The sequence below is a fragment of the Sinorhizobium fredii NGR234 genome, from assembly GCF_000018545.1.
Lineage (GTDB): Bacteria > Pseudomonadota > Alphaproteobacteria > Rhizobiales > Rhizobiaceae > Sinorhizobium > Sinorhizobium fredii_A.
Genome location: NC_012587.1, coordinates 567,208 through 593,360 on the forward strand (window position 1 = coordinate 567,208; position 26,153 = coordinate 593,360).

Sequence of the window (26,153 nt, forward strand, 5' to 3'; positions counted from 1 at the left end):
AGGGGGTCCGATGCAAACACACTGTATCGCCGAGCAGCTCGAATTTGAAGGCTTCGACGGTCACAAAGTGGTCGCTGGTTTCGACGGCGGAGCGATCACCTCGGATGCCGGCGCCCTGCTGCTTCGCCATGTCGATGGGGTCATCGGACTGTTCGACCGGGTGGCCGCTTGCTTCGTTGATGACCGCGATCCGACGTGCACGGTCCACAGCGTGCGCACGCTGGTCGGGCAGCGCGTTGCGGCGATCGCGCTGGGCTACGAGGATGTCGATGACCACGACAGGCTGCGCCACGACCCGGTGCTCGCGCTTCTGTCGGAGCGGCTGACGCCGAAGCGGCAAGACTGTGCGGTGCTTGCCGGCAAATCCACCTTGAACCGGCTGGAGCACGGCCGTCTCGGCCAGCCGACGCGCTATCACAAGATCGCTTACGACAGGCAAGCGCTGGAAGCGCTGTTCATCGAGCTGTTCCTGGACGCGCACGACAGCCCGCCTGAGGAAATCGTGCTCGATCTCGACGCCACCGATGATCCGCTGCACGGTCACCAGGAGGGTCGGTTCTTTCACGGCTATTACAACTGCTATTGCTATCTGCCGCTGTACATCTTCTGCGGCCGCCACCTGCTTTCGGCCAAGCTACGGCGTTCGAACATCGACGCCAGCGCAGGCTCGGTCGCCGAAATCGATCGTATCATCGGGCAGATCCGCCAAAGCTGGCCAAACGTGCGCATCATCCTGCGCGCCGATTCCGGCTTCGCCCGCGACGAACTGATGGACTGGTGCGAGACCAACAAGGTCGACTATGTCTTTGGCCTTGCTCGCAACCCGCGGCTGGAAAGGCAAATCGCGCCGGCCATGGAGGAAGCAAGCCTGTTATCCCAGGCAAGCGCCCAGGCGACCCGCGTCTTCCGCGACTTCCTGTGGTCGACCAAGGACAGCTGGACACGACGACGGCGGGTCGTTGGAAAAGCGGAATGGACGCTGCTGGGCGCCAATCCGCGCTTCATCGTCACCTCCCTTAAGCCAGAGCGCTGGGCGGCACAGACGCTTTACGAGGATCTCTACTGCGCCCGCGGTGACATGGAGAACCGCATCAAAGAATGCCAGCTCGATCTCTACGCCGACCGCACCAGCGCCCACACCATGCACGCCAATCAACTGCGCCTCTGGTTCGCCTCGTTGGCCTACGTGCTGATCTGCGCCCTGCGCCGCCTTGGCCTTGCCCATACGCGGCTCGCCGAGGCGACCTGCGGCACCATCCGGCTGAAGCTGTTAAAGATCGGCGCCCAGGTCCGCGTCTCGGTGCGTCGCATCAAAATCGCGATGGCATCCGCCTGTCCCTATGCCGACGAATTTGCACTGGCACACGCCCGAATACGTGCCGCGGCCCGCTGATGCCGCCGGCCTGAAACCCTTCCGCAACCAGAACAGGAGACATCGCCGAACCCAGACCCGCCGCTCACAGTGGCGCCGACTCCGTTCGTCTTCGAAGCCGGAGCGCCAAACAGGCGTCCCGGCGGGCCGAGTTGCGCCACCGGCGCTAAAGGCGGTGAGAGAAGCGGGCTAGCTGCGGCCAGGAAGCAACTGGCAATCATAAGCCCGCTTCTTGAGAATGTTGCAGGCCGAGGTCGCCGCCTCCCGACTGGCGAAGCCGATGAAGCGGGCGCGGTAGCGCTTGGCGGAGCCGCTGCCGTCCACGTCGGTGTGCGGCGAGGCGCCGAGCAGGGCCGCACCGCCAGCCGACTGCGCCTCGACGAGGATCTTGCGCGCGGCTTCCGCCGAGGGTGACGTCGAAATCTGGATCTGCCAGTAGGCTTCGACCTTCGGTTGGGTGCTGGCGACCTCTTCCAGGTCGGTTGGCCGGTCGGCGGGAACGACGCGGGTCGGCGATGCGGCCATGATCGCTGCGCTTGCATTCTTCTGCCCACTTTTGGGTTCGGCATAGAGCGACACGCCGGGCAAGGTCGCGACCTCGACCGTGTCGAGCGGCTTTGTCGCCGCGACCGCCGTCCCGGTGCCCTGCTGGGACGGCCTGCCCAAATGCTGATCGAGCAGGGCGGCCATCTTGTTGTCGCGGCTCTTTGCCGTCCGCCCGCCGAGGACGACGCCGATGACGCGGCGGTTGCCGTCCCTGACCGCGCTGACGAGATTGAAGCCGGAGGCATTGGTATAGCCGGTCTTGATGCCGTCCATGCCGTCGTAGCGGTACATCAACTTGTTGTGGCCGCGGACCACACGGCCGCGGAAATTGAAGCTCTGCGCCGAAAAAAGCCGATACTCCCGCGGGAAGTCCCGGAGCAGCGCCATGCCGAGCTTTGCCATGTCGCGCGCCGTCGTCACCTGCTGGCTCGCAGGCAGGCCGGATGCGTTGACGAAGACGGTGCGCGTCATTCCGAGCCGGCGTGCCTTTGCCGTCATCATCTGCGCAAAGGCGGCTTCCGAGCCGCCGAGCTTTTCCGCCATTGCCGCGGCGGCATCATTGGCGGAGTGGATGATCATGCCGTAGACGGCCTCTTCCACGGTTATGGCACTGCCAGGCTTGAGGCCAAGCTTGGTCGGGGGCTTGCGCGCCGCCTCCTTCGACATCGGTACCGGAGTCTGCCAGTTGATCTCGCCCCGATGCAACGCTTCGAAGGTCAGGTACAGCGTCATCATCTTCGTCAGCGATGCCGGATAGTTCAATTCATCGGCGTTCTCGGCGGAAAGAACCCTGCCGCTGCGGGCGTCGATAACGAAAGAAGCGCTGCCAGCGAAAGCCGATGCGGTGGCGGCGACGAATGCCACGATCGCAGCCAAGGCAATTTGCAAGTTCCTCATGATTCCCCCTTGGACCGCATAGCACCTGGCGCGCGAAGTGTATCAGGACGTGACAGCCGTGGATTTGTCGTAACATTAAGGCCGAAAATCGATAAAGGCAGCCCTTTTTTAAGACTTTGCCCGACTTTCCAGCAAGGCAGACCGATTCAGCAAGGCTTAACGGTGCTGGCGTAAAGCTGCGCTATTGCTAGCGGGACGGGCATCTTGGCGTCTCGCGAGCCCGTGCGGGACAGCGGAGAAGGATGAGACACTCGCTCGCGACGATGGTCCGGAACCATTTGAGGCGGGCCGCCATTGCCGGCGGGCTCGAGGCCGCAAATGCGCTTGCGCGTCTGGGGCTGATGGCAGAATCGCGCGGCCGCGGCGCCATCTTTACCCTGCATCATGTCCGCCCCAAGGGCCATCGGGACTTCGATCCCAACGGGCATCTGGAGATCACCCCGGCATTCCTCGAGAAAACCATCCTGACGTTGAAACGCGCCGGCTACCGCTTTGCTGCTCTCGACGAGTTGCCGGAATGGCTGGCAGCGACCGACGAGCGGCCGGTCGCCTGCTTCACCCTGGACGACGGCTATCGCAACAATCTCGAATGGGCGCAGCCCGTATTCGAGAGACACGGCGTTCCGTTCACCGTCTTCGTCACGGCCGGCTATGTCGATCGCACCCACACGCTGTGGTGGGAAACGCTTGCCGATTTGCTGTCCGCCCGCCACGAGTTCCGCTTCGACTTCGGAGACGGTGCGGTATTGGTCTCAAGCGGCAGTTCCGTGCAGAAGCAGGCTGCCTTCGATCGCATCGCTGCCTATATCCATGGCGCAGATGAGGCCCGCGCCGTGGCGGTTCTCAACTGTGCCGCATTGGAGCATGGCATCGATCCCATCGCCATCACCGAGCATCTGACGCTCGATGAAAGCGGTCTCCGCGCCTTGATCGCAAACCCGCTCGCCAGTCTCGGTGCGCACACGATCAGTCATCGGGCGCTGGCGCGGCTCAATGACGACGAGGCCCGCCGGGAAATCACCTCATCCGCCGCACGCGTCGAGGCGATTACCGGAAGGCGGCCGCTCACCATCGCCTATCCCTATGGCTTCCGGCCGACGGTCTCGGCCCGTGACCATCGGCTGGCCGCGGATCTCGGCTTTACCGTTGCGGTCACAACAGAACCGGGGACGCTTTCTTCTGGCGTCAATCGTCACGCCGTGCCCCGCATTTCGCTGAACGGCCATTTCCAGAGCGAGCGTTATGTGTCCGCCCTGGCCTCCGGCATACCGTTCCGTCTACTGCATGATTCCTTAAATCGGAATCGATTTAAGGACAAAATCATGCAGCAGTTCGAAGCGCTACAGCGCCCTTAGCGCGTCCGATCGGACGCGCGGCGCTGTAGGCGCGCGGTAGGTCGCTCGCCTCACTTCACGGATACATCCGCACCTTCTCCCAGCCTCCTTCCGGGACGGGGCGACGGAACTCGACGCGATCGTGCAGCCGGAACGGACGGTCGTGCCAGAACTCGATGGAGGTCGGCCGAATGCGGAAACCGGACCAGTATTCCGGCCGCGGGATCTCGCCGATGGCGTGACGGGCGGTGAACTCGGCAACGGCCTTCTCGAGCGCGAAGCGGCTCTCGAGCGGGCGCGACTGCTTCGAGGCCCAGGCGCCGATTCGGCTGCCGCGCGGCCGGCTCCTGAAATACTCGTCCGCCTCCTCGGCGGTGACGATTTCAACGGGGCCGCGCAGGCGTACCTGGCGGCGCAGCGACTTCCAGTGGAAACACATGGCGGCCTTGCGGGTCGACAAGAGTTCCTGGCCTTTCTGACTTTCGAAATTTGTGTAAAAGACAAAGCCGTGTTCGTCGAACCCCTTGAGCAGCACCATGCGCACATTGGGCAGTCCATCGGGATCGACGGTTGCAAGGGCGACCGCGTTGGGGTCATTCACCTCGTTCTTCTCGGCGTCCTTCAGCCATGTGCCAAAGAGGGAAAAGGGCTCGTCTGCGTCCGTGAAGTCACCGGTTGTTAACTCATTCGCGGTCATATTGCCTTCCTATGCCGTGTATCTGGCGCGGGGACGCGTTCGGGATGAGCCCGATCAGGTGTATCCGCATCGAAATTTGTCAGAGCCTGCCAGCGCTTCCTCGCACTGCGCCAGGGCTTTGGCGAGACTGACAGGACTGCCGTGCAAGACATAGCAAAGTGGATCGATGGCAAGAAGGGTTTTTCCTTTGCGTTGCTGCGCAGCGCGGCTCTATGCCTGACTGTCGTCGCGCTTCCAGGCTGCATGGGCGGCGGTCTCGATCTGTTCGGAAGCTCGAGCGTCGATCGCTCGGTCGCGACCGGGACCGTACCGGTCGCCAAGACGTCCGACGGCCTCTCCGATGCAGTCACCGTGCGCAATGCCGTTTCTTCGGCCGAAATCACTGAGGGCGGCAGCGCCATTCCGTGGGCCAATGCCACGTCCGGCAGCGCCGGCGTCATCAGCAGCATCGAGGAAGACCACGCTTCCGGGGTGCTTTGCCGCCGCTTCACCACCACGCGCCACTCCTTCGAAGGCATCGCCAAATTCGACGGCAGGACGTGCCGGCTCGACAATGGCGAATGGTATCTGACGAGCTTCGGCCCGCAGGGCTGAAAGCCCCGGTTAACCACATTCCCGCAAAGACGCGGATCGGCGCCTCAACGGTTCGCAACAGCCGGCGGGACGACGGGCCGACTAACCGTTATTTAGCAACTTCCCCAGATCATCGGTTTCGAGAAAGGCGGCCCATCAAGGCTGCTGTGGTGATGCCTTAGACGAGCCGCCGCAAAGTGCGACCGTTCCAAGAATGTGGTGACAAGCCATGCGCGATCCCTATGCAATCCTCGGCGTGCGTCGCAGTGCCGGGCAGGAGGAAATCAAGACCGCCTGGCGCTCCGTCGCCAAGGCGATCCATCCGGATCACAATCAGGACGACCCTCTGGCGACCGAACGCTTTGCCGAAGCCGGCAGGGCTTACGAACTGCTGCGGGATCCTGCACGCAGGAACCGCTACGACCAGGCGCGGCGCGAGGCGGAACTGCGACGCATGGAAGCGATGAAGGAAAAGATGCGTGGACCCGAGCCGGCCGAGGAGCCGGTCGGCACGGAGAGCGCCGAGGAAGCGATCTCGCGCATCTTCGGCGTCGATCCCCAGCCCGCACCGTCCGCCGGCAGGCCCAAGGCTTCCGCATCACGCCCCGCCGAAAAGACCGGTGCCGCCGCCGAGGCGAAACCGGACACACCGGCCGAGACGAAACACGAGCCGGCAAGTACAGAGGCGACCGTCCGACGTCTCGCAGCGCCCGGGACGGAACTGGTCGCGGCAATCGTTCGGCGCATCCGTGATCGCATCACGAAAACGGCGGAGAAGGTGCCGGATCTCGTTGTTGATCTTTCCGTCAGTATCGACGAGGTCATCGACCGGGCGCGTGTGTCCCTGGAGCTCCCGGATGGCGAAACGGTGAAGGTGGCAATTCCGCCTGGCGCGACAGACGGACAGGTCGTCCGGCTGAGGGAACAGGGATACCGCGTCGCCGGCATGACCCGGGGCGATGTCGTCGCGACCTTGCGTATTTGCCAGGACGGTCCGTTTCGCACCCGGGGCCTCGACCTCGTGACCACCCTTCCGCTTGACCTCCAGGATGCGGTGCTCGGCTGCGAGACAACGATTGAAACGCCGAACGGAACCGCAACGGTCGAGGTGCCGGCGTGGTCGGGATCCGACAAGGTCATCCGAATTCCCGGCAAGGGACTGAACGGCGCCTATGGCCAATACGGCGACCTCCTTGTCGAGTTGCGCCTGGTGCTGCATGAAAAGCCCGACGACAAGGTCACCGACCTGATGCGGTCGCAGCGTGACGGCCTCTATTTATAACGGTTCAATGACAAGCTGAACCAATATTACGGGGACTAACAGTTCCTGATCCGCGCCGCGCTTGAACCGCTCTGGCGGCTATGCCATAGGCAATTCTCGACATTTTGCCGCACCCATCTTTGGTGGCGTGGTGCGGCGCCATCGACATTCGGAAATCTGACATCGGCCCCGGCCGGTCCAGGCAGACAGTATTGGGGACATTCCATGGCTCAGGCATCGGGTCTGATGAATGGCAAGCGCGGCGTCATCATGGGCGTCGCAAACAATCGCTCGATTGCGTGGGGCATCGCCAAGGCTTTGGCTGAAGCGGGCGCCGACATTGCGCTGACATGGCAGGGCGATGCGCTGAAGAAGCGCGTCGAGCCGCTGGCGCAGGAACTCGGCGCCTTCATGGCCGGACATTGCGATGTGACCGACCTTGCTACGATCGACGGCGTTTTCTCGGCGCTTGAGGAAAAATGGGGCAAGATCGATTTCGTAGTGCACGCGATCGCCTTCTCCGACAAGGACGAACTGACGGGCCGCTACCTCGATACGAGCCGCGACAACTTCACCCGCACGATGGATATTTCCGTCTACTCCTTCACGGCCGTTGCAGCGCGTGCCGAGCGCATCATGAATGACGGCGGCTCGATGCTGACGCTCACCTATTACGGCGCCGAAAAGGTAATGCCGCACTACAACGTCATGGGTGTCGCCAAGGCAGCGCTCGAAGCAAGCGTGCGTTATCTCGCCGTCGATCTCGGCAACCGCGGCATCCGCGTCAATGCGATCTCGGCCGGCCCGATCAAGACGCTTGCCGCCTCCGGCATCGGTGATTTCCGCTATATCCTCAAGTGGAACGAGTACAATGCGCCGCTGAAGCGCACCGTTTCGATCGAGGAGGTCGGCAATTCGGCGCTCTATCTCCTGTCCAACCTGTCCACCGGGGTGACCGGCGAGGTGCACCACGTCGATTCCGGTTATCATACGGTCGGCATGAAAGCGGTCGACGCCCCGGACATTTCCGTCCTGAAGGATTGATCTGTTCCTGCCTACAACTGCTTGATTCCTGAGATCGAATTCGCTCTAAGATCAGCAGCAGCCCAAGTACGCGAGCGGCCTTCGCGTACCTGCAAGACGCGCCGCACGGTGGACGGCGGCTCATCCGGAGTGCACGCTGTGCTTATCTACATGGTTCGCCACGGCCAGACGGACTGGAATGCCGAGAGTCGTCTTCAAGGGCAGAAGGATATCCCCCTCAATGAAACCGGCCGTCAGCAGGCGACCGGCAATGGCGCGGCCCTGGGCGAGATCCTCGGGCGCGATGCGGCCGGCTTTGATTTCGTCAGCAGTCCGCTCGGTCGAACGCGCGAAACCATGGAGCGCCTCAGGCGGGCCATGGGGCTCGATCCGTTCACCTATCGCACCGACGAGCGGCTGAAGGAGGTCTCCTTCGGCGCCTGGGAAGGCTTCACGCTTGCGGACCTGAAGCGCCGGGTGCCGGAGCGCATCGCCGCGAGACGAGTAGCAAAATGGGATTTCATACCGCCCGGGGCGGATGCGGAAAGCTACGAAATCCTCTCCTGGCGCGTCGGTGCCTGGCTGAAGGGCGTGAGAGAGCCCACCGTCTGCGTCAGCCACGGCGGCGTTATTCGTACCCTGTTCAAGCTGCTCGGAGAAATGGAGCCGGACGAGGCAGCCGCAGCGGCCATTCCGCAGGACCGCCTCTTAAAGATCGTCGACGGCTCGATCAGCTGGCTTTGAGAGAATAGAAAGGCCGACCACCCCTATCCGGCCGATCGGGGAACTTCCTACTGGACGATCTCCAGGTCGTTGATGACGCGCTTGCCATCGACTTCGGTGTAGAAGACGAGGACCTTGACGCCGGCCTCCAGCCCTTCGAAGTTGAATTCCTCGGGTGCCTGGTAGCTCTTGCCGTCGTCGAGCGAGAGGCTCAGTTGCTCTGTGTCGATGTTGGTGATCACGGCCTCGACGTCGGCGCTTTCGGCGTGGACCGAGAGGGGCGAAAGCAAGCTTGCGGTAGCCATGAGCGTCGCAATGACAAATCGCATGTTTCTTGCCCTCTTCCATGATTCTGCGAATTTTCTTGTCATCACCCTTTGATCCCCGATTGTGGCGAAAGTTTCTTTCGCCCTGATTTTTTAGGATTTTAAGCTGCTGATTCCGGACAGCGCTTTCGGCGAAAGCGAGAGTGAACGCGGGCCGGCTGGATTTCAAGACGCCCAATCCGGAATGCGGCTGCTGGGCGCCGTGGCGGGGTGTTGCCCGGGAGTTTTCCAAGGAAAGATGACGACGATCCGTCGCGAAATTCCGGCAAGCGGCAGAGCCGCTGCGGTCCGAGATCGCTACGTCAAGCGAATCGGGGGCGCATTCCTACCGCAAGTCGCGCCGCGACGGGGGGAAGCCCTTTCCCCAATCAGCACTTTACACTAAGAGAAGTCGCGCGCCCTTGCGTGGCGCCGGAGGCAGGATGACGAATGCGAAGTGGCTCGCGTTCTGCTCTCACTGGATTAGAATCGATCCGAAGGGATTGGATCGGCCTGTCCGATCTCTCGGGTCCTGAGCACGGTAGCCGTCATGTCGCACAATAGCTTCGGTCATCTCTTCCGCGTCACCACCTGGGGCGAGAGCCACGGACCGGCGCTCGGCTGCGTCGTCGACGGTTGCCCGCCCGGCATTCGCTTCACGCTCGCCGAAATTCAGGCCTGGCTCGACAAACGCAAGCCCGGCCAGTCGCGCTTCGTGACGCAGCGCCGCGAAGACGATCTCGTGAAGGTTCTTTCCGGCGTGATGCTCGACGATGACGGCGAGACGATGATCTCCACGGGTACGCCGATCTCGATGATGATCGAGAACACCGACCAGCGTTCGAAGGACTATTCGGAAATCGCCAAGCGCTACCGCCCGGGCCATGCCGATTACACCTACGACGTCAAATACGGCATTCGCGACTATCGCGGCGGCGGCCGTTCCTCGGCACGCGAGACGGCCGCACGCGTGGCGGCCGGCGGCATCGCCCGAAAGGTCGTGCCGGGCCTCGTCGTGCGCGCCGCGCTCGTACAGATCGGCAAGCACCGGATCAACCGGGCCAACTGGGACTGGAGCGAGGTCAACAACAATCCGTTCTTCGCGCCGGATCCGGCCATCGTTCCCGTATGGGAGGAATATCTCGACGGCATCCGCAAGGCCGGCTCGTCGATCGGCGCAGTCGTCGAGGTTATCGCCGAAGGCGTGCCTGCCGGCATCGGTGCGCCGATCTACGGCAAGCTCGACCAGGACATCGCTTCGAACCTGATGTCGATCAACGCCGTCAAGGGCGTCGAGATCGGCGATGGCTTTGCGACGGCCGAATTGAGCGGCGAGGAGAACGCCGACGAGATGCGCATCGGCTCGGACGGCAAGCCGGTATTCCTTGCCAACCATGCCGGCGGCATCCTGGGCGGTATCGCAACGGGCCAGCCGGTCGTCGCCCGTTTCGCGATCAAGCCGACCTCCTCCATTCTGACCGAGCGGCGCTCCATCGACAGCGACGGCAACGAGGTCGACGTACGCACCAAGGGTCGCCACGACCCCTGCGTCGGGATCAGGGCGGTGCCGATCGGCGAAGCCATGCTTGCCTGCACGATCGCCGATCACTATCTGCGCGACCGGGGCCAAACCGGTCGATTGAAGTAACTTGCTGGAGAAGAGTGAAGATGTCCTATGACCAGAAGCGCGTCGTCGAGGCCATTCGCGCTTTCGAGGCCGGCGAGATCGTCGTCGTCACCGATGACGGCGGGCGCGAGAACGAGGGCGACCTGATCGTTGCGGCGGTGCACTGCACGTCCGAGAAGATGGCCTTCATCGTCAGGCACACCTCGGGCATCGTCTGTGCGCCGATGCCGCGCGACGAGGCCAAACGCCTCAACCTGAATGCGATGGTCGCCGAGAACGATTCCGCCCACACCACGGCCTTCACGGTTTCCGTCGATTTCAAGCACGGGACGACCACCGGCATTTCTGCCGACGATCGAACCTTGACTGTGAGAAACCTTGCCAATCCGAATGTCGGAGCGACGGATTTCGTGCGGCCCGGCCATATCTTTCCGCTGGTGGCGCGCGAGGGCGGCGTGTTGATGCGCTCCGGCCACACCGAGGCGGCCGTCGACCTGTGCAAGCTCGCCAGCCTGCCGCCGATCGGCGTCATCTGCGAACTCGTCAATGACGACGGCACCGTGACACGCGGTCCGCAGGTGGAGGCATTCGCCGAAACGCACGGTTTGAAGCAGGTCTCCGTTGCCGACCTCATCGCCTACCGCCAGCGCAAGGAGACCCTGATCGAGAAGGCCAACAGCTTCGCGATCGAGACGGCCTACGGCCGGGCGAAGGCCCATACCTATTCATTGCCCTGGGACCCGATGCAGCATCTCGCCGTCGTTTTCGGCGACGTTCGCGACGGCGTCGATATTCCCGTTCGCCTCCACCTCGAGAATGTCGGCGCGGACGTCTTCGGCAACGATCGCCAGATCGACGAGATCATGAAGCGCATTGCCGGCGAGGGCAGGGGTGTCATCGTCTATCTGCGCGAAGGCTCGGTCGGCGTCGGCGTCTCGCAGACGGCGCGAAAGGGCAAGCATGAACGCGAGGCCCATTCGGAAGCGCAGGCGCGCGAAAGCGAATGGCTGGAAATCGGTCTCGGCGCCCAGATCCTCAAGGATCTCGGCATCACCTCCATCCGCCTCCTCTCATCCCGCGAGCGCCACTATGTCGGCCTCGAAGGCTTCGGCATCAAGATTGCCGCGACCGAAATACTGTAGCCTGCGAGCCGGAGCTCACAAAAAAGCCGCGCTTCGAATTGGAGCGCGGCTTTCTCATTTCCCAGATTACCAGGTTATCACGGGAGCGCGTCGTAGCCCTCGCCGAAGCCTTTCAGGTCGACCGGAATGCCGACCCCTTCCTCCGGCGACTGGAAGACGATGAAGGTTGCCGTCCCGCCGGCGCGCAGCGTCTTCAACAGCTCATCCTCGAGTACGACCTCGGCATAACAGCCGTCGGAAAAGCAGCGGACGAAGTAGGCGCGGCCGATATCCTTGCCATCGACATTGAGGCCGAGGCCGTTGGGCAGAAGCACCCCGAGCGGTGCCAGTACGCGAAGGATCTTCGCCTTGCGGTCGGCGGTCTTGAGAACGACGACCGAGAGACCGACCTCGGGCCGGTCCTCGGCGATGACGTTTTGCATCAGCGCGCACTGTTCCGCCGAGGCACCGGCCGGCTGATCGCAGACGATCGACCAGGCACCGTGGTTCGACTTGACGGTCCCCGGTGTCGCGGCGGATTGCTGGGCCATGCTTGCGGCGGGTAAGACGAAGGCGGCAATTCCGAGCGCGATCAAAGCGGGCAGCCGGGAGAAGAGGGACAGGCCCATGTAAACCTCAAAACGTCGAATCATTCGGGCTATTCTTGAAGTGCGTAGCGATAAATGAAAAGCCCTGCCTCTTACATTCCAGCGGCATATGGCCGAAATTGGGCCTCTCGCCCTCGTATCACGCTCCCGAAAGTCTCTCCTTGGCCGCTTGCGGACCGGCGCCCGCGGGCAGCCCGTAAGACCCGGTGCGGACCGCAGCCGCAAGCCAATCTCCGATACGGTGCGAAGGGGGCGGCGAGAAAACTTGGCTTTGTGCAAAAATGCCGCACGAGGTTCATTGCACAGATGTTGCGGCGCTGGTCAAACTGTGGTTTGAAGCGCTTCCAGTATCGCAGGGATTCTGCGTTCCGGGTTTGATCCTGATCAAGCGCATTGGGGAGACGTAATTGTGAAAAACAAGGCCTATGCAGTTCTGGCAGCGCTTGCCTGTCTGCTTTTTGCTTCGAGCGCCTTTGCTGACAAGCCTGTCGACTGGCAGACACGCTTTCAGGCGGCTGCGACGGGCATCATGGAAGAAATCACGTGGTTTGAGCAATATACCCTGTGGTTCATCATTCCCATCACGCTCCTGGTCCTCCTGCTGCTGATCATCGTCGTCGTGAAGTTCCGCGAGGGCGCCAATCCCGTTCCTTCGCGGACCAGCCACAATACCGCGATCGAGGTCATCTGGACCGTTGGTCCGGTCATCATCCTGCTGTTCCTGGCCATCCCCTCCTTCAAGCTTCTGAACGCGCAGCTCACGCCGCCGCAGAATCCGGACCTGACGGTCAAGGCGACCGGCAACCAGTGGTACTGGTCGTACGAATATGAAGTCGGCGAAAATCCGCTGTCCTTCGATAGCCTGCTCCTGAAGGACGAGGACCGCGCCAGTGCCGGCAAGGAAGACAAGGCCGCTTATCCGCGCCTGCTCGCCGTCGACAACGAAGTCGTGGTGCCGGTCGGCAAGACCGTTCGTCTCCTGGTCACCGCCGCAGACGTCATCCATGCCTTCGCCATGCCGGCCTTCGGCGTGAAGATCGACGCCGTTCCGGGCCGTCTCAATGAAACCTGGTTCAAGGCGGCCCGCGAAGGCCTCTACTACGGCCAGTGTTCCGAGCTCTGCGGCAAGGATCACGCCTATATGCCGATCGCCGTCCGCGTGGTTTCGCAGGAGAAATACGACGCCTGGCTCGCCGCCGCCGCAACCAATCTCGGCGAAGCGAATAAGGCGCTCATGGCGTCCATCGACGGCGCGGCCAAGACCGTTGACGTCGCCGCAAACGCCGCACAGTAATCGGAAGGGGAGCTCGACCCATGGCTGGAACAGCCGTTCATCACGATCACCGCCATGATCATTCCGATCATGCGCATGATGCCGACCACGCCCACAAGCCGCTGACCTTCTTTCAGCGCTGGTTCCTGTCGACCAACCACAAGGACATCGGCACGCTCTACCTGATCTTCGGGATCATCGCCGGCCTCATCGGCGGTACGCTGTCGGTCTTCATGCGCGCCGAGCTGCAGGAGCCGGGCATCCAGATCTTCCACGGTCTGGCGCAGATGGTCTACGGCTTCGAGGGCGATGCTGCCATCGACGGCGGCAAGCACATGTTCAACGTCTTCACGACCGCCCACGCACTGATCATGATCTTCTTCATGGTCATGCCGGCGTTGATCGGCGGTTTCGCCAACTGGATGGTGCCGATCATGATCGGCGCGCCGGACATGGCCTTCCCGCGCATGAACAACATCTCGTTCTGGCTGATCGTGCCGGCCTTCCTACTCGTGCTGCTTTCGATGTTCGTCGAAGGTCCGGCGGGTGCCTATGGGGCCGGTGGCGGCTGGACGATCTATCCGCCGTTCTCGACCTCCGGCATGCCGGGGCCGGCCATGGATCTGGCGATCCTCGGCCTGCACATCGCCGGCGCCTCGTCGATCCTCGGCGCGATCAACTTCATCACGACGATCCTGAACATGCGCGCTCCGGGCATGACGCTGCACAAGATGCCGCTCTTTGCCTGGTCGGTTCTGATCACCGCCTTCCTGCTGCTGCTGTCGCTGCCGGTCCTGGCTGGCGCCATCACCATGCTTCTGACCGACCGCAACTTCGGCACGACCTTCTTCGCGCCGGAAGGCGGCGGCGATCCGATCCTGTTCCAGCACCTGTTCTGGTTCTTCGGTCACCCGGAAGTGTACATCCTGATCCTGCCGGGCTTCGGCATCGTCAGCCACATTATCTCGACCTTCTCGCGCAAGCCGATCTTCGGCTATCTCGGCATGGCCTATGCCATGGTCGCGATCGGCGCCGTCGGCTTCATCGTGTGGGCGCACCACATGTACACGGTCGGCATGTCGCTCGAGACGCAGCGTTACTTCGTCTTCGCGACGATGGTCATCGCGGTTCCGACGGGCGTGAAGATCTTCTCCTGGATCGCGACGATGTGGGGCGGTTCGATCCGCTTCACCACGCCGATGGTCTGGGCGATCGGCTTCATCTTCCTTTTCACCGTCGGCGGCGTCACGGGCGTTCAGCTCGCCAATGCCGGCCTCGACCGCGCGCTGCACGACACCTACTACGTGGTTGCCCACTTCCACTACGTTCTGTCGCTCGGCGCCGTCTTCGCGATCTTCGCGGCCTGGTACTACTGGTTCCCGAAGATGAGCGGCTACATGTATTCCGAATTTCTCGGCAAGCTGCATTTCTGGGTCATGTTCGTCGGTGTGAACCTGATCTTCTTCCCGCAGCACTTCCTGGGTCTTGCCGGCATGCCGCGCCGCTACATCGACTACCCGGATGCCTTTGCGGGCTGGAACATGGTATCGTCCTACGGCTCCTACATCGCCGCCGTCGGCGTGCTGATCTTCCTCTTCGGCGTCGCCGAAGCCTTCGCGAAGAAGCGCGTTGCGGGCGACAACCCGTGGGGCGAGGGCGCCAACACGCTCGAATGGCAGCTGTCTTCGCCGCCGCCGTTCCACCAGTGGGAACAGCTCCCGCGGATCAAGTGACGGACAACGAACAGAAGCCGCCGGTGACGGCGGCTTCTCCCCGCCGGCTTTCCGGCACGATGCGGCTTTTCCGGCCGCCGCAAGTTCAGGAAAGAGACATGACGCTCATCGACAATCACGAGGCAGTCGGCATGGAAGGTGTACCGCGCCTGTCCGAAGCCTCTGCGCGCGATTACTTCGAGCTCCTGAAGCCGCGCGTCATGTCGCTTGTCGTCTTTACCGCCTTTGCCGGCCTTGTCCTTGCGCCAGGACAGATCAATCCGGTCATCGGCTTCATCGCCATTCTCTGCATCGCCATCGGCGCCGGCGCCTCCGGTGCGCTGAACATGTGGTATGACGCCGATATCGATGCCGTGATGAGCCGTACTGCCAAGCGTCCCATTCCCGCCGGCAAGATCCTGCCGCAGGAAGCACTGGCCTTCGGCCTCACCCTGTCGGCATTTTCCGTGATCATCCTTGGGCTCGCCGTCAATTGGCTCGCAGCCGGGTTGCTCGCCTTCACCATCTTCTTCTACGTGGTCATCTACACGATGTGGCTGAAGCGTTCGACGCCGCAGAACATTGTCATCGGCGGCGCTGCCGGCGCGTTCCCGCCGATGATCGGCTGGGCCTGCGTGACCGGCGGGGTATCGGTCGAGAGCATCGTGCTCTTCCTCATCATCTTCCTTTGGACACCGGCGCATTTCTGGGCCCTGGCGCTCTTCAAGATGGGCGACTACGGTGCCGTCGGCGTGCCGATGATGCCGAACGTCTGCGGTGAGGCGACCACCAAGCGACAGATCGTCGTCTATGCACTCCTGACCGCGCTGAGCGGCATCTGTCCCACGCTGCTCGGCTTTGCGAGCCTTGGATACGGAGCCTTCGCGACTGCCCTTGGTCTCGGCTTCATCTGGTATTCGCTCGCCGTGCTGCGCATGCCCGAAGCCGACAAGCGAATGCTGCCGGCCAAGAAACTCTTTGCCTTCTCGATCGCCTATCTCTTCGCGATCTTCTCGGCCCTGCTCGTGGACTACATGATCGCCCATGTCTGGCTCGATGCCGGAGGTATCATCTAATGGAAACCGTCAAACTCAGCGAAACCCAGAAGAAGTCGCGCCGCGGCCGCAACATCGCGCTCGGTCTAGTGCTCGCCGGACTTGTCGGGCTGTTCTATGTCGTCACGCTGATCAAGTTCGGCGGCGGCATGGCAAATTGAAGGTACGGCGCCCGTGACGAACACCCCGCAGACACCCCCGAAGGAGCGCGCCAACGGCGTCATCGTCGGCGCCTGCCTCGCCTTCGTAGCGGGCATGGTCGGCATGGCCTATGCTGCCGTGCCGCTCTATGACATGTTCTGCCGGGTGACGGGCTATAACGGTACGACGCAGCGCGTCGAGCAGGCCTCGGACGTCATTCTCGACGAGAAGATCAAGGTGACCTTCGACGCCAATGTCGGGCCGGGACTGGCATGGGATTTCAAGCCGGTCCAGCGCGACATCGACGTCAGGATCGGCGAAACGGTGCAGGTCATGTACCGGGCGAAGAACCTTTCGTCGAAGCCGGCAACCGGCCAGGCGACGTTCAACGTGACGCCGATGGCGGCGGGCGCCTATTTCAACAAGGTGCAATGCTTCTGCTTCACCGAAACGACGCTCCAGCCGGGCGAGGAAATGGAGATGCCCGTCGTCTTCTTCGTCGATCCGGAGATCGTCAAGCCGGTCGAGACTAAGGACATCAAGACGTTGACGCTATCCTACACCTTCTATCCGCGCGAGCCGTCCAAGCCGATCGCCGCCGTGAAGGACGGGGAAACTGAGAACAGACTTTGACAGGACGCCCGTTTCGGCTATGCCGGGCGGGCGACAAGAGAGGACTATCGGGGATTACTGACATGGCCGGAGCGCATCAGAAGAATCACGACTACCACATCATCGATCCGAGCCCGTGGCCGTTGCTCGCCTCCATCGGCGCCTTCGTCATGGCTTTCGGCGGCGTCGGTCTCATGCGCTACGTGGCCGGCGGCTCGTTCAAGCTGTTCGGGCTGGAACTTGCCAATCCGTGGCTCTTCCTGATCGGTCTGGCGATCGTCCTCTACACGATGTTCGGCTGGTGGTCGGACACCATCAAGGAGGGCCGCGAGGGTCACCACACCCGCGTCGTGTCGCTGCACCTGCGCTACGGCATGATCATGTTCATCGCCTCCGAGGTGATGTTCTTCGCCGCCTGGTTCTGGGCCTTCTTCGATGCCAGCCTGTTTGCCGGCGAGCCCATTCAGGCCGCTCGCGCCGCCTATACCGGCGGCGTCTGGCCGCCGAAGGGCATCGAGGTCCTCGATCCCTGGCACCTGCCGCTCTACAACACGGTCATCCTGCTGCTTTCCGGCACGACCGTGACCTGGGCGCACCATGCGCTCCTGCACAACGACCGCAAGGGCCTGATCTCCGGCCTGACGCTCACCGTGCTGCTCGGCGTTCTGTTCTCCTTCGTCCAGGGCTATGAATACGCGCACGCCCCGTTCGCCTTCCGCGATTCGATCTATGGCGCCACCTTCTTCATGGCGACCGGCTTCCACGGCTTCCACGTTCTCGTCGGCACCATCTTCCTGCTGGTTTGCCTGTTCCGGGCGCTCGGAGGCGGCTTCAGCCAACAGCATCACTTCGGCTTCGAAGCGGCGGCCTGGTACTGGCACTTCGTCGACGTGGTCTGGCTGTTCCTGTTCTTCTCCATCTACATCTGGGGTGGATGGGGCGCGCCGATCGCGCACGGCTAAGACCGGCGCGGTGTGAAGATAAGGGGCGGCTGCGGCGACGTGGCCGCCCTATTTCGTTGGAGAGTTATGGTCGGACGATGAAGAACGCGTATGTGTTTCCTCTTGCGGCGGCGCTGCTTTTGTCGGGGCTGTTTCCGGCGCTGGGTGCCGAAACCGCCGATAAGGTCGTCGTCCACAAGGAGCGCCGGGTGCTGCAACTGTTCCAGGGCGAGCGGCTTTTGCGCGAATTTCCGATCGCGCTTGGCGGCAATCCTGTGGGCGACAAGCTGCAGGAAGGCGATCGGCGCACGCCGGAGGGGCTCTACGTTCTGGACTGGCGCAACGACGCGAGCAGTTTCTATCGGTCCATGCACGTTTCCTATCCCGCGCCCGAAGACGTGCAGGCCGCCGCTGCCAAGGTTGTGGATCCGGGCGGCATGATCATGATCCATGGCCAGCCCAACTATCTCGGCTGGCTGGCGTTTTTGACGCAGATGTTCGATTGGACGGACGGCTGCATTGCCGTTACCAATGCCGAGATGGACGAAATCTGGGACATGGTACCGAACAACACGGCGATCGAGATCAATCCATGAATGACGACAAGGCGCTCTACCCGCCGGTTGACCCGATCGTGGCGGGAATCAAGGGACTTTGCCCGCGCTGTGGCCAGGGCCATGTTTTCGACGGCTTCCTGAAGGTTCGGCCGGCTTGCGAGAATTGCGAACTCGACTATCGCTTTGCCGATTCCGGCGATGGCCCCGTCGTTTTCGTCATCCTCATCGTCGGCTTCATCGTCGTTGGGGCGGCGCTGTGGATGGAGGTCAACCTCAATCCGCCGCTATGGCTGCACTTCCTGCTCTGGATACCCTTGGCGACGGTATTTAGCCTTGTCCTGACGAGGATGTTGAAGGGCGTGCTGATCAATCTGCAGTATCGCAACAATGCGCGTTCGGGCGAAATTGACCGTGGCTGAGGCGCATCGGTCGACTTCACGCGGCCACTTCGGACCGATTGCCGGTCTCGTCCTTGTCGCCATCACCTTCGTCGTGCTCATCGCGCTCGGCACATGGCAGGTCGAGCGCCTGCAATGGAAGGAGGCGCTGATCGCGGCGATCGCCGAGCGGCGGTCGGCGCCGCCGGTCTCGGTTGAGGAGATCGAGGCCATGGCGGCGGCTGGCGAGGACGTCGACTATCGCACCACGCGCGTGTCTGGCGTCTACGATCACGACAAGGAGCGGCACTTCTTTGCCACGCATGAGGGGCGTACGGGATATTACGTATTCACGCCGCTGATGCTAGCGGACGGCCGCGCCCTGTTCGTCAACCGCGGTTTCGTGCCCTTCGAGAGGAAGGACGCCGCGACGCGGCCCGAGGGCGAGGTTACTGGAAACGTGACCATCGATGGCCTGGCGCGGCCGCGGCTTTCGGAGAAACCGTCGTCGCTGGTGCCCGATAACGACCTCGCAAAGAACATTTTCTATTGGAAGGATCTTGACGCGATGGCCAGCACGGCCGGCATTGCCGCCGACCGCGTCCTGCCCTTCTTCGTCGATGCTGATGCTTCGAAAAATCCGGGCGGCCTGCCGATTGGCGGGGTGACGCAGTTCGACCTGCCGAACAACCACCTTCAATACGCGCTCACCTGGTACGGACTTGCGGCGGCGCTCGTTGTCGTCAGCGGAGCGTATCTTTATCGCCAGGGGCGCAAAGACGTCTCGAAAAATTGACATAGGGAACGAATGGGTATTCTCGCCGCTATCCTGATCGTGCTGACCGCATTGCTGCACGTCGGCTTTCTCGTGCTCGAAATGTTTCTTTGGACGAAGCCCCAAGGCAGGGCGGTCTTCCGGATGACGGCGGAGCGGGCCGAGACGACGTGGGTGCTTGCCGCCAATCAGGGGCTCTATAACGGGTTCCTGGCCGCGGGTTTGCTATGGTCGCTGATCCAGCCGGAACCGGCCTTTGCCCTGCAGTTGAAGGTCTTCTTTCTTGTGTGCGTGATCGTTGCCGCTATATATGGCGCATGGTCGGTCAAGCCCCGTATTCTTCTCGTGCAGGGCGGTCCGGCAATGCTCGCCCTCCTGTTCGTTCTACTGGCGTCCTGATCCATGGCCTCATCCACGGCAGAAAAATCCCCGATCACCATCCGTCTCTGCGGGCCGCGCGGCTTCTGCGCCGGCGTCGACAGGGCGATTCAGATCGTCGTGCTGGCCCTCAAGGAATTCGGCGCTCCGGTCTATGTCCGCCACGAGATCGTGCATAACCGCTATGTCGTGGAAGGGCTGGAGGCCAAGGGAGCGATCTTCGTCGAGGAGCTCGACGAAATTCCGCCGGAGCATCGCAAGCAGCCGGTCGTCTTCTCCGCGCATGGCGTGCCGAAGTCGGTGCCTGCCGATGCCGACCAACGAAACCTCTTCTATCTCGACGCCACCTGTCCGCTGGTCTCGAAAGTCCACAAGCAGGCGATGCGCCACCATCGGCTGGGGCGGCATGTGGTGCTGATCGGCCATGCCGGGCATCCCGAGGTCATCGGCACGATGGGGCAATTGCCGGAGGGCACGGTCTCCCTCATCGAGACGGTGGAGGATGCCGACGCCTATGTGCCGCCGGACCCGGACAATCTCGGCTTCGTGACGCAGACGACGCTGTCGGTGGACGACACCGCGGGGGTCATCAAGCGCTTGCATGAGCGCTTCCCGAACCTGACGGCGCCGGCCGCCGATTCGATCTGCTACGCCACGACCAATCGCCAGGAGGCGGTCAAGCAGGCCGCCCCCGGCTGCGATCTGTTCCTGGTCGTCGGCGCCCCCAACTCGTCCAATTCCAAGCGGCTGGTCGAAGTGGCGTTGCGGGCAGGGGCGAAGCATGCCGTCCTCGTGCAGCGCGCCTCGGAGATCGACTGGGACACGCTGGGTGACATCACGACGGTAGGCCTGTCGGCCGGCGCTTCGGCGCCGGAAGTGATCGTCAACGAGATCATCGAGGCGTTCCGCGAGCGCTATCAAGCGGCCGTCGAACTCGCCGATACGGTCGAGGAAAACGAGAACTTCCTCGTCAATCGCGAGCTTCGCCATGTCGAACTGACCGCCGCCGACATGGCTTTCGTCAACGGCGAATAGCGGGACGATAAATCGTCCTGCTCCAATTCCTGGAATCCCTTTTCCGAAAGTAGCGACCTTGGCAGTTTACACCGATATCACGGAAGACGAGTTGGCCGGCTTTCTGGCCGCCTATGATGTGGGAACGCTCACTTCCTACAAGGGCATCGCCGAAGGCGTGGAGAACTCGAACTTCCTTCTCCATACGACCAGGGGCTCCTATATCCTGACGCTTTACGAAAAGCGGGTGAATGCCGATGACCTCCCGTTCTTCCTGGGGTTGATGCACCATCTCGCCGAACGCGGGCTGTCCTGCCCGCTGCCCTTGCCGCGCGCTGATGGCGCGCTGCTCGGCACGTTGTCCGGCCGGCCGGCCGCCGTCATCTCCTTTCTCGAAGGCATGTGGCTGAGGAAGCCCGAGGCGCAGCATTGCCGTGAAGTCGGCCGGGCGCTCGCCTCGATGCACGAGGCTGGCGAGGGGTTTGCCTTGACGCGGGCCAATGCGCTCTCCGTCGGCGGCTGGCGGCCGCTCTGGCGGAATTCCGAGGCCCGCGCCGACGAGGTGCAGGACGGTCTGAAGGAGGACATCGCGGCGGAGCTCGCCTATCTCGAAGACCATTGGCCGCGAAACCTGCCGCAGGGCGTGATCCATGCGGATCTCTTCCCGGACAACGTCTTCTTCCTCGGCGATCGCCTTTCCGGTCTCATCGATTTCTACTTCGCCTGCAACGATTTCCTCGCATACGATATCGCCGTCTGCCTGAACTCCTGGTGCTTCGAGAAGAACGGCTCCTACAACATCACCAAGGGAATGGCCCTGCTTTCCGGTTACGAGAGCGTACGCAAGCTGACGGCGGAGGAGGTAAGCGCCCTGCCGCTGCTGGCGCGCGGCTCGGCGCTGCGCTTCTTCCTGACGCGCCTCTACGACTGGCTGATGACGCCGGCCGGCGCGCTGGTGGTCAAGAAGGACCCGCTCGAATATCTGACGAAGCTCCGCTTCCATCGCGCCGTCGTATCGAGCGCCGAATACGGCCTGCGACGCGACGAGGCTTCGCAATGAAGCACGTCGACATCTTTACCGACGGCGCCTGCTCGGGAAACCCCGGGCCTGGCGGCTGGGGCGCGGTGCTGCGCTACGGCGAGGTGGAGAAGGAGATGTTCGGTGGCGAAGCGGAGACCACCAACAACCGCATGGAACTGATGGCTGCGATCTCCGCCCTGAACGCCCTGAAGCAGCCCTGCGAGGTCGATCTGCACACCGACAGCAAATATGTCATGGACGGCATCTCGAAATGGATTCACGGCTGGAAGCGCAACGGCTGGAAAACCGGCGACAGGAAGCCGGTGAAGAACGGCGAGCTCTGGCAGGCGCTCGATGAGGCGAGGGACCGCCACCAGGTGACCTGGCACTGGGTCAAGGGGCACGCCGGCCATCCGGAGAACGAGCGTGCCGATGAACTTGCCCGCAAGGGCATGGAGCCGTTCAAGAAGGTGCGCCGCACGGATGCGGTGAAATAAAGGCTATCCGCCGAGCGCGTGTTGGCCCCTCATCCGCCTGCCGGCACCTTCTTGGATGTTAGATTTCTGGCATGATGGTGATTGCCGGGCGGGCCATCACCCGCCCGCCCGGCAGCCGGTTGTCGGATCGTCACCTTCCAAGCCGCAGGGGCTGTGGGGAGCAGGATCGCGACCGGCTTGGATGTTAGATTTCTGGCATGATGGTGATTGCCGGGCGGGCCATCACCCGCCCGCCCGGCAGCCGGTTGTCGGATCGTCACCTTCCAAGCCGCAGGGGCTGTGGGGAGCAGGATCGCGACCGGCTCTTCATCTGACCCGTGTGGTTGCCGGAACTTTGAGGTTCGTATCCAAGACAGGGACGACGAAGATGAGCAATATTAGCATGATCTGTGCCGGAATCGATGTTGCCAAGGACCGCCTCGAGGTCGCCGTCCATCCCGGCGGGGCGCGGCTCGATGTCGGTAATGACGCGGCCGGGCTCCAGGCCCTCGACGCCTTTCTCGACACCCATGGTGTCCAGCGCGTCGGCTTCGAGGCTTCCGGCGGTTATGAGTGGCGGCTGATGGCGCACCTGCGCCAAGGGCCGCGGCCGGCCGCCCGGCTGCAGCCGGCGCAGGTGCGCGCCTTCGCCAAAAGCCGGCTGCAGCGGGCCAAGAACGATCGCCTCGATGCGCGGTTGATCGCCGCTTTCACCGCCGCGCTGGAGCGGCTGCCGGAGCTGCCGGAGGCCCGGTTCGACAACCTCGCCGCCGAACTGACCTATCTGGAGCAGATCGAGCAGCAGATCGCTCTGGTCAAGACTTTTGCCGAGGCGGCCCTGACCGACAGCATCCGGCGCCGCCATCAGCGGCAGATCGAAACGCTCACCAAGAAACGCGAGGCCGAGATCGAACGCATCGCCAAGGCGATGCGCGCGGATGCGCAGCTCTCCCGCCGGCTCGACCTGCTCGTTTCGATCAAGGGCATCGGCCTGCGCAGCGCCCTTGCCCTCGTCATCCGCCTGCCCGAGCTCGGCCAGGCCAGCCGCGAGGAAGTCGCCGCCCTGGTCGGCGTCGCGCCCTTTGACGACGACACCGGCAAGCGGTGCGGCATCCGCCACATCGACGGCGGACGCGAACGCTTGCGCAAGGCTGTTTTCATGTGCGCCTTCACCGCCGCCCGCCACAATCCGGACCTTGCCGCCTTCTACAAGCGCCTGCGCCAGAAGGGCAAGGATCATAAGCTCGCCGTCATCGCCGTCGCCCGCAAGCTCGTCGTCCTCGCCAATGCCGTCGTCGCCCGCGGCTCCGAATGGACACCGCGATATCAACATCCCTGAAACATGGTTGCTCCCCGCAAGCGGGGCGAAGGGACTTGCCGCGCCGTTCCAGTCCCCTCTCCCCGCATGCGGGGAGAGGGTTAGGGTGAGGGGCATTCAGCCTGGTTTGCGCGTCGACTGGATCAAAGCTGCTCCAACATCGCCGCCGCGCCCGATACCGTCGCCTGACCGGGCGCGTCTTCGACATTCAGCGCCTTGACCACGCCGTCCTCGACCAGCATCGAATAGCGCTTCGAGCGGATGCCGAGCGTTCCGGCCGACAGATCGATGTCCAGGCCAAGCGCCTTGGTGAAGGCAGCGTTCCAATCCGACAGGAAATGGATCTTGCCCATGCCGCCCGACGAGGTTGCCCAGGCGCCCATCACATGCAGGTCGTTGACGGCGACCACGGCGATGTCGTCGACGCCGCGCGCCAGGATCGCATCGCGGTTTTCGAGATAGCCGGGAAGATGGTTGAGCGAGCACGTCGGGGTGAACGCCCCCGGCACGGCGAAAAGGACGACGCGCTTGCCCTTGAAGAGCTGGTCGGTGGTCACCTCGACCGGGCCGTCGGCGGTCTTTTCCTTGAAGGTTGCGTTGGGCAGCTTGTCTCCGACAGCGATGGTCACGGGTCTCTCCTCGATTTCACTTCATGGTCCGGCCTTGGGGCGCCGAGCCTGCGAGGGACTATAGGAGCACGTCAGTCAAAGGCAAGCGTGGTTTCCATGCTGCGATCGCCGGCGCGCACCGTGAGCGCAATCGGTTTGCCGGCAACCTTCCGGTCCTTGCCGGAGAGCTTTAAAGGAATGTCCACACGGCGCTCGGCGCCCGCCGCGTCGCCCACGACAGGTGCACCGAAGGCGAACCCCGCAGGCCCGGCCAGGAAGATTTCCGGCTTGCCCGCATCTCGCGGAAGCCGAAGATCAAGGTGGATGACCCCGCCAGCCGCATCGAAGGCGGCTTTCATGATCCTGAAGTCGTCCGACGGCGGCTCCGGAAGCGATGCGACGGCCTTCTCGATGCGCGCGCCGTCCAGCGGATTGTCGAATTCGCCGCCCTTGAGGGTGAGATCAAGGGTCCCCTGAACCGGGATGCAGATGTCTTCGCAAACACCGAGGAACACCGTAGCCCGGACCGCCAGATCCTTTTCGTCGCTCACCCGTCTCAGCACCAGCGGGAAGGCAACCGAGCTGTCGTAGCCGACATAGCGCCCCGGTCCCTCGCCAAAGGTCTTGGGTGCGGGAAAACGAATCGCCTCCAGGGCGACGCCGCCGCTCGGATCGAACGTGACCTGCGGCGGTATGCCGCTCGCGCCGGGATCGCGCCAGTAGGTCTTCCAACCGGGCTCCAGTTTGATTTCGACAATCGCGGGAATGGAGCCGTCCGGTCTTGGTTGGGAGGCCACCAGACGGATCGCTCCGCCGGGGGAGGTCACCCACGCACTGCTGGCGGCCTGGGACGGCATCGGCAAAAAAATAGCGGCGAGAAGGCTTGCCTTCGCGAGCCCCTGAGCCATCTTCTTCCTGGTTCGGCGTCTGTTCATGGCTTAGCACTAGCGCGTTTCAGCGTCCGTCTCTAGCCGTCGCGGGAGCTCGGCGATCATATCTGCTTGATCGGCGACGCCGGGTGATGGGGTTCTGCCCATACTGGGTTCCAATTCATGCGGACCTGTTTCTTTTCGGTCGTTGGAGCTCCAAACCAGCACGGAAGAGCGTCGTGCGTGCAAATATCGGCCGGCGCCACGCAGAGGCGCTTTTCATTTCGCGCCGAATTGATAGGCTATCTTCACTATGGCGACAGCGGTGCAGCAAAAGATACGCGAACGTGGTTTCCTTGACGGTCAGTTCCTGATCGCCATGCCCAGTATGTTCGATGCCAATTTTGCCCGCACGGTCATCTTCGTCTGCGCCCATTCGGAAGACGGCGCGATGGGCTTCGTGCTGAACAGACCCCAGCGGCTGACCTTCCCGGACGTGCTCCTGCACCTGCAACTGCTCGATCCCGACGAAGTGATCCGACTGCCTTCGGCGGCGCGCGAATTCCAGATTCAGGCTGGCGGCCCCGTCGAGACCGGCCGTGGTTTCGTCCTGCATTCGGACGATTACCTCAGCGATTCAAGCATTCCGGTCAGCGACGACATCTGCCTCACCGCGACGCTCGACATCGTCAAGGCCATTTCGCGCGGCGAGGGGCCTCTCAAGGCCACGATGCTGCTCGGCTATGCCGGATGGGGACCGGGGCAGCTCGAAAACGAAATCTCCAGCAACGGCTGGCTGACGTGCCCGGCGCGCGAGGAACTGATCTTCAGCCGTGACCTCGACGAGAAATACGATCGGGCGCTTGCTTTGATGGGCATCTCTCCGGCAATGCTGTCCTCTGACGCCGGCCACGCCTGACAGACATGCTGCCGCTTCCC

The 26,153-nt window shown here is 62.9% G+C and carries 29 protein-coding genes; 23 read left to right on the plus strand and 6 right to left on the minus strand.

What is annotated here, in order from left to right:
• Positions 1 to 10: 10 nt before the first annotated feature.
• Positions 11 to 1,393: an IS1380-like element ISRsp7 family transposase gene (locus NGR_RS13910; protein ID WP_012707092.1), complete on the plus strand. Its 1,383-nt coding sequence runs from the start codon at positions 11 to 13 to the stop codon at positions 1,391 to 1,393.
• 168 nt (positions 1,394 to 1,561) lie between these two features.
• Here NGR_RS13910 and NGR_RS13915 read toward each other — a convergent pair whose 3' ends face one another.
• A complete protein-coding gene (locus NGR_RS13915) occupies positions 1,562 to 2,815 on the minus strand; it encodes a D-alanyl-D-alanine carboxypeptidase family protein (protein ID WP_012707093.1) in 1,254 nt (417 codons plus the stop codon).
• A 242-nt stretch (positions 2,816 to 3,057) separates the two neighbouring features.
• Between NGR_RS13915 and NGR_RS13920 the strand changes: the two genes are divergently transcribed.
• Positions 3,058 to 4,170 carry a polysaccharide deacetylase family protein gene (locus tag NGR_RS13920; protein ID WP_012707094.1) on the plus strand — a complete coding sequence of 371 codons (1,113 nt, stop codon included), beginning with the start codon at positions 3,058 to 3,060 and terminating at the stop codon, positions 4,168 to 4,170.
• 55 nt (positions 4,171 to 4,225) lie between these two features.
• Here NGR_RS13920 and pdxH read toward each other — a convergent pair whose 3' ends face one another.
• Positions 4,226 to 4,846: a pyridoxamine 5'-phosphate oxidase gene (gene pdxH, locus NGR_RS13925; RefSeq protein ID WP_012707095.1), complete on the minus strand. Its 621-nt coding sequence runs from the start codon at positions 4,844 to 4,846 to the stop codon at positions 4,226 to 4,228.
• Positions 4,847 to 4,987: 141 nt separating this feature from the next.
• On the opposite strand from pdxH, the gene NGR_RS13930 reads away from it, so the two are divergent.
• The 4 genes from NGR_RS13930 (at position 4,988) to NGR_RS13945 (ending at position 8,447) form a co-directional block, all read left to right on the plus strand.
• Positions 4,988 to 5,440, plus strand: a complete 453-nt coding sequence (locus NGR_RS13930) for an RT0821/Lpp0805 family surface protein (protein ID WP_012707096.1) — start codon at positions 4,988 to 4,990, stop codon at positions 5,438 to 5,440.
• Between the two features lie 208 nt (positions 5,441 to 5,648).
• Complete coding sequence (locus NGR_RS13935; protein WP_012707097.1) at positions 5,649 to 6,701, plus strand: DnaJ C-terminal domain-containing protein; 1,053 nt, start codon at positions 5,649 to 5,651, stop codon at positions 6,699 to 6,701.
• Positions 6,702 to 6,905: 204 nt separating this feature from the next.
• On the plus strand, positions 6,906 to 7,724 hold the full coding sequence (gene fabI / locus NGR_RS13940) for an enoyl-ACP reductase FabI (RefSeq protein ID WP_012707098.1): 819 nt from the start codon (positions 6,906 to 6,908) through the stop codon (positions 7,722 to 7,724).
• A gap of 138 nt (positions 7,725 to 7,862) precedes the next feature.
• The gene (locus NGR_RS13945) at positions 7,863 to 8,447 is read left to right on the plus strand and encodes a histidine phosphatase family protein (RefSeq protein ID WP_012707099.1); all 585 of its coding nucleotides are present in this window, start codon (positions 7,863 to 7,865) and stop codon (positions 8,445 to 8,447) included.
• 47 nt (positions 8,448 to 8,494) lie between these two features.
• Here NGR_RS13945 and NGR_RS13950 read toward each other — a convergent pair whose 3' ends face one another.
• Positions 8,495 to 8,755 carry a DUF1344 domain-containing protein gene (locus NGR_RS13950; protein WP_012707100.1) on the minus strand — a complete coding sequence of 87 codons (261 nt, stop codon included), beginning with the start codon at positions 8,753 to 8,755 and terminating at the stop codon, positions 8,495 to 8,497.
• 526 nt (positions 8,756 to 9,281) lie between these two features.
• Between NGR_RS13950 and aroC the strand changes: the two genes are divergently transcribed.
• Positions 9,282 to 10,379, plus strand: a complete 1,098-nt coding sequence (gene aroC / locus NGR_RS13955; protein WP_012707101.1) for a chorismate synthase — start codon at positions 9,282 to 9,284, stop codon at positions 10,377 to 10,379.
• 20 nt (positions 10,380 to 10,399) lie between these two features.
• Complete coding sequence (ribB, locus tag NGR_RS13960) at positions 10,400 to 11,500, plus strand: 3,4-dihydroxy-2-butanone-4-phosphate synthase (RefSeq protein WP_012707102.1); 1,101 nt, start codon at positions 10,400 to 10,402, stop codon at positions 11,498 to 11,500.
• Positions 11,501 to 11,577: 77 nt separating this feature from the next.
• Here ribB and NGR_RS13965 read toward each other — a convergent pair whose 3' ends face one another.
• Positions 11,578 to 12,132, minus strand: a complete 555-nt coding sequence (locus NGR_RS13965; protein WP_432654028.1) for an invasion associated locus B family protein — start codon at positions 12,130 to 12,132, stop codon at positions 11,578 to 11,580.
• Positions 12,133 to 12,496: 364 nt separating this feature from the next.
• Between NGR_RS13965 and coxB the strand changes: the two genes are divergently transcribed.
• The 14 genes from coxB (at position 12,497) to NGR_RS14030 (ending at position 23,758) form a co-directional block, all read left to right on the plus strand.
• Positions 12,497 to 13,381 (plus strand): cytochrome c oxidase subunit II, encoded by an 885-nt coding sequence (gene coxB / locus NGR_RS13970; RefSeq protein WP_012707104.1) that lies wholly within the window; start codon positions 12,497 to 12,499, stop codon positions 13,379 to 13,381.
• A 20-nt stretch (positions 13,382 to 13,401) separates the two neighbouring features.
• The gene (gene ctaD, locus NGR_RS13975) at positions 13,402 to 15,093 is read left to right on the plus strand and encodes a cytochrome c oxidase subunit I (protein WP_012707105.1); all 1,692 of its coding nucleotides are present in this window, start codon (positions 13,402 to 13,404) and stop codon (positions 15,091 to 15,093) included.
• A 98-nt stretch (positions 15,094 to 15,191) separates the two neighbouring features.
• The gene (locus NGR_RS13980) at positions 15,192 to 16,148 is read left to right on the plus strand and encodes a heme o synthase (protein ID WP_012707106.1); all 957 of its coding nucleotides are present in this window, start codon (positions 15,192 to 15,194) and stop codon (positions 16,146 to 16,148) included.
• Positions 16,148 to 16,288: a hypothetical protein gene (locus NGR_RS32320; protein ID WP_012707107.1), complete on the plus strand. Its 141-nt coding sequence runs from the start codon at positions 16,148 to 16,150 to the stop codon at positions 16,286 to 16,288. The genes NGR_RS13980 and NGR_RS32320 overlap by 1 nt, the downstream gene beginning before the upstream one ends.
• 13 nt (positions 16,289 to 16,301) lie before the next feature.
• Positions 16,302 to 16,901: a cytochrome c oxidase assembly protein gene (locus tag NGR_RS13985; RefSeq protein WP_012707108.1), complete on the plus strand. Its 600-nt coding sequence runs from the start codon at positions 16,302 to 16,304 to the stop codon at positions 16,899 to 16,901.
• Positions 16,902 to 16,963: 62 nt separating this feature from the next.
• The gene (locus NGR_RS13990) at positions 16,964 to 17,842 is read left to right on the plus strand and encodes a cytochrome c oxidase subunit 3 (RefSeq protein WP_012707109.1); all 879 of its coding nucleotides are present in this window, start codon (positions 16,964 to 16,966) and stop codon (positions 17,840 to 17,842) included.
• A 77-nt stretch (positions 17,843 to 17,919) separates the two neighbouring features.
• Positions 17,920 to 18,417 carry a L,D-transpeptidase family protein gene (locus NGR_RS13995; RefSeq protein ID WP_240545183.1) on the plus strand — a complete coding sequence of 166 codons (498 nt, stop codon included), beginning with the start codon at positions 17,920 to 17,922 and terminating at the stop codon, positions 18,415 to 18,417.
• Positions 18,414 to 18,797 (plus strand): DUF983 domain-containing protein, encoded by a 384-nt coding sequence (locus NGR_RS14000; protein ID WP_012707111.1) that lies wholly within the window; start codon positions 18,414 to 18,416, stop codon positions 18,795 to 18,797. The genes NGR_RS13995 and NGR_RS14000 overlap by 4 nt, the downstream gene beginning before the upstream one ends.
• A complete protein-coding gene (locus NGR_RS14005; protein WP_012707112.1) occupies positions 18,766 to 19,551 on the plus strand; it encodes an SURF1 family protein in 786 nt (261 codons plus the stop codon). The genes NGR_RS14000 and NGR_RS14005 overlap by 32 nt, the downstream gene beginning before the upstream one ends.
• Positions 19,552 to 19,563: 12 nt before the next feature.
• Complete coding sequence (locus tag NGR_RS14010; RefSeq protein ID WP_012707113.1) at positions 19,564 to 19,929, plus strand: DUF1304 domain-containing protein; 366 nt, start codon at positions 19,564 to 19,566, stop codon at positions 19,927 to 19,929.
• A gap of 3 nt (positions 19,930 to 19,932) precedes the next feature.
• Positions 19,933 to 20,943, plus strand: a complete 1,011-nt coding sequence (gene ispH / locus NGR_RS14015; protein WP_012707114.1) for a 4-hydroxy-3-methylbut-2-enyl diphosphate reductase — start codon at positions 19,933 to 19,935, stop codon at positions 20,941 to 20,943.
• A gap of 58 nt (positions 20,944 to 21,001) precedes the next feature.
• Positions 21,002 to 21,982 carry a homoserine kinase gene (locus tag NGR_RS14020; protein WP_012707115.1) on the plus strand — a complete coding sequence of 327 codons (981 nt, stop codon included), beginning with the start codon at positions 21,002 to 21,004 and terminating at the stop codon, positions 21,980 to 21,982.
• Positions 21,979 to 22,440 (plus strand): ribonuclease HI, encoded by a 462-nt coding sequence (gene rnhA / locus NGR_RS14025; RefSeq protein WP_012707116.1) that lies wholly within the window; start codon positions 21,979 to 21,981, stop codon positions 22,438 to 22,440. Before NGR_RS14020 ends, rnhA begins: the two co-directional genes overlap by 4 nt.
• 367 nt (positions 22,441 to 22,807) lie before the next feature.
• The gene (locus NGR_RS14030; protein ID WP_012707117.1) at positions 22,808 to 23,758 is read left to right on the plus strand and encodes an IS110 family transposase; all 951 of its coding nucleotides are present in this window, start codon (positions 22,808 to 22,810) and stop codon (positions 23,756 to 23,758) included.
• 122 nt (positions 23,759 to 23,880) lie between these two features.
• On the opposite strand, the gene NGR_RS14035 is transcribed toward NGR_RS14030, so the two are convergent.
• Together NGR_RS14035 and NGR_RS14040 are read right to left on the minus strand one after the other, a co-directional pair.
• Positions 23,881 to 24,366, minus strand: coding sequence for a peroxiredoxin (locus tag NGR_RS14035; protein WP_012707118.1), 486 nt, complete (start codon positions 24,364 to 24,366; stop codon positions 23,881 to 23,883).
• A 71-nt stretch (positions 24,367 to 24,437) separates the two neighbouring features.
• On the minus strand, positions 24,438 to 25,280 hold the full coding sequence (locus tag NGR_RS14040; protein ID WP_164924198.1) for a protein-disulfide reductase DsbD domain-containing protein: 843 nt from the start codon (positions 25,278 to 25,280) through the stop codon (positions 24,438 to 24,440).
• A gap of 247 nt (positions 25,281 to 25,527) precedes the next feature.
• Here NGR_RS14040 and NGR_RS14045 point away from each other — a divergent pair, with 247 nt between their 5' ends.
• On the plus strand, positions 25,528 to 26,133 hold the full coding sequence (locus NGR_RS14045) for a YqgE/AlgH family protein (RefSeq protein ID WP_012707120.1): 606 nt from the start codon (positions 25,528 to 25,530) through the stop codon (positions 26,131 to 26,133).
• The last annotated feature ends 20 nt before the right edge of the window (positions 26,134 to 26,153 follow it).

Coding starts and splice junctions, on each gene's coding strand:
- NGR_RS13910 (WP_012707092.1), top strand. CDS start 11: ATGCAAACACACTGTATCGCCGAGCAGCTCGAATTTGAAGGCTTCGAC.
- NGR_RS13915 (WP_012707093.1), bottom strand. CDS start 2,815: ATGAGGAACTTGCAAATTGCCTTGGCTGCGATCGTGGCATTCGTCGCC.
- NGR_RS13920 (WP_012707094.1), top strand. CDS start 3,058: ATGAGACACTCGCTCGCGACGATGGTCCGGAACCATTTGAGGCGGGCC.
- pdxH (WP_012707095.1), bottom strand. CDS start 4,846: ATGACCGCGAATGAGTTAACAACCGGTGACTTCACGGACGCAGACGAG.
- NGR_RS13935 (WP_012707097.1), top strand. CDS start 5,649: ATGCGCGATCCCTATGCAATCCTCGGCGTGCGTCGCAGTGCCGGGCAG.
- fabI (WP_012707098.1), top strand. CDS start 6,906: ATGGCTCAGGCATCGGGTCTGATGAATGGCAAGCGCGGCGTCATCATG.
- NGR_RS13950 (WP_012707100.1), bottom strand. CDS start 8,755: ATGCGATTTGTCATTGCGACGCTCATGGCTACCGCAAGCTTGCTTTCG.
- aroC (WP_012707101.1), top strand. CDS start 9,282: ATGTCGCACAATAGCTTCGGTCATCTCTTCCGCGTCACCACCTGGGGC.
- ribB (WP_012707102.1), top strand. CDS start 10,400: ATGTCCTATGACCAGAAGCGCGTCGTCGAGGCCATTCGCGCTTTCGAG.
- NGR_RS13965 (WP_432654028.1), bottom strand. CDS start 12,132: ATGATTCGACGTTTTGAGGTTTACATGGGCCTGTCCCTCTTCTCCCGG.
- ctaD (WP_012707105.1), top strand. CDS start 13,402: ATGGCTGGAACAGCCGTTCATCACGATCACCGCCATGATCATTCCGAT.
- NGR_RS13980 (WP_012707106.1), top strand. CDS start 15,192: ATGACGCTCATCGACAATCACGAGGCAGTCGGCATGGAAGGTGTACCG.
- NGR_RS32320 (WP_012707107.1), top strand. CDS start 16,148: ATGGAAACCGTCAAACTCAGCGAAACCCAGAAGAAGTCGCGCCGCGGC.
- NGR_RS13990 (WP_012707109.1), top strand. CDS start 16,964: ATGGCCGGAGCGCATCAGAAGAATCACGACTACCACATCATCGATCCG.
- NGR_RS13995 (WP_240545183.1), top strand. CDS start 17,920: ATGAAGAACGCGTATGTGTTTCCTCTTGCGGCGGCGCTGCTTTTGTCG.
- NGR_RS14000 (WP_012707111.1), top strand. CDS start 18,414: ATGAATGACGACAAGGCGCTCTACCCGCCGGTTGACCCGATCGTGGCG.
- NGR_RS14005 (WP_012707112.1), top strand. CDS start 18,766: ATGCGCGTTCGGGCGAAATTGACCGTGGCTGAGGCGCATCGGTCGACT.
- NGR_RS14010 (WP_012707113.1), top strand. CDS start 19,564: ATGGGTATTCTCGCCGCTATCCTGATCGTGCTGACCGCATTGCTGCAC.
- ispH (WP_012707114.1), top strand. CDS start 19,933: ATGGCCTCATCCACGGCAGAAAAATCCCCGATCACCATCCGTCTCTGC.
- rnhA (WP_012707116.1), top strand. CDS start 21,979: ATGAAGCACGTCGACATCTTTACCGACGGCGCCTGCTCGGGAAACCCC.
- NGR_RS14030 (WP_012707117.1), top strand. CDS start 22,808: ATGAGCAATATTAGCATGATCTGTGCCGGAATCGATGTTGCCAAGGAC.
- NGR_RS14040 (WP_164924198.1), bottom strand. CDS start 25,280: ATGAACAGACGCCGAACCAGGAAGAAGATGGCTCAGGGGCTCGCGAAG.
- NGR_RS14045 (WP_012707120.1), top strand. CDS start 25,528: ATGGCGACAGCGGTGCAGCAAAAGATACGCGAACGTGGTTTCCTTGAC.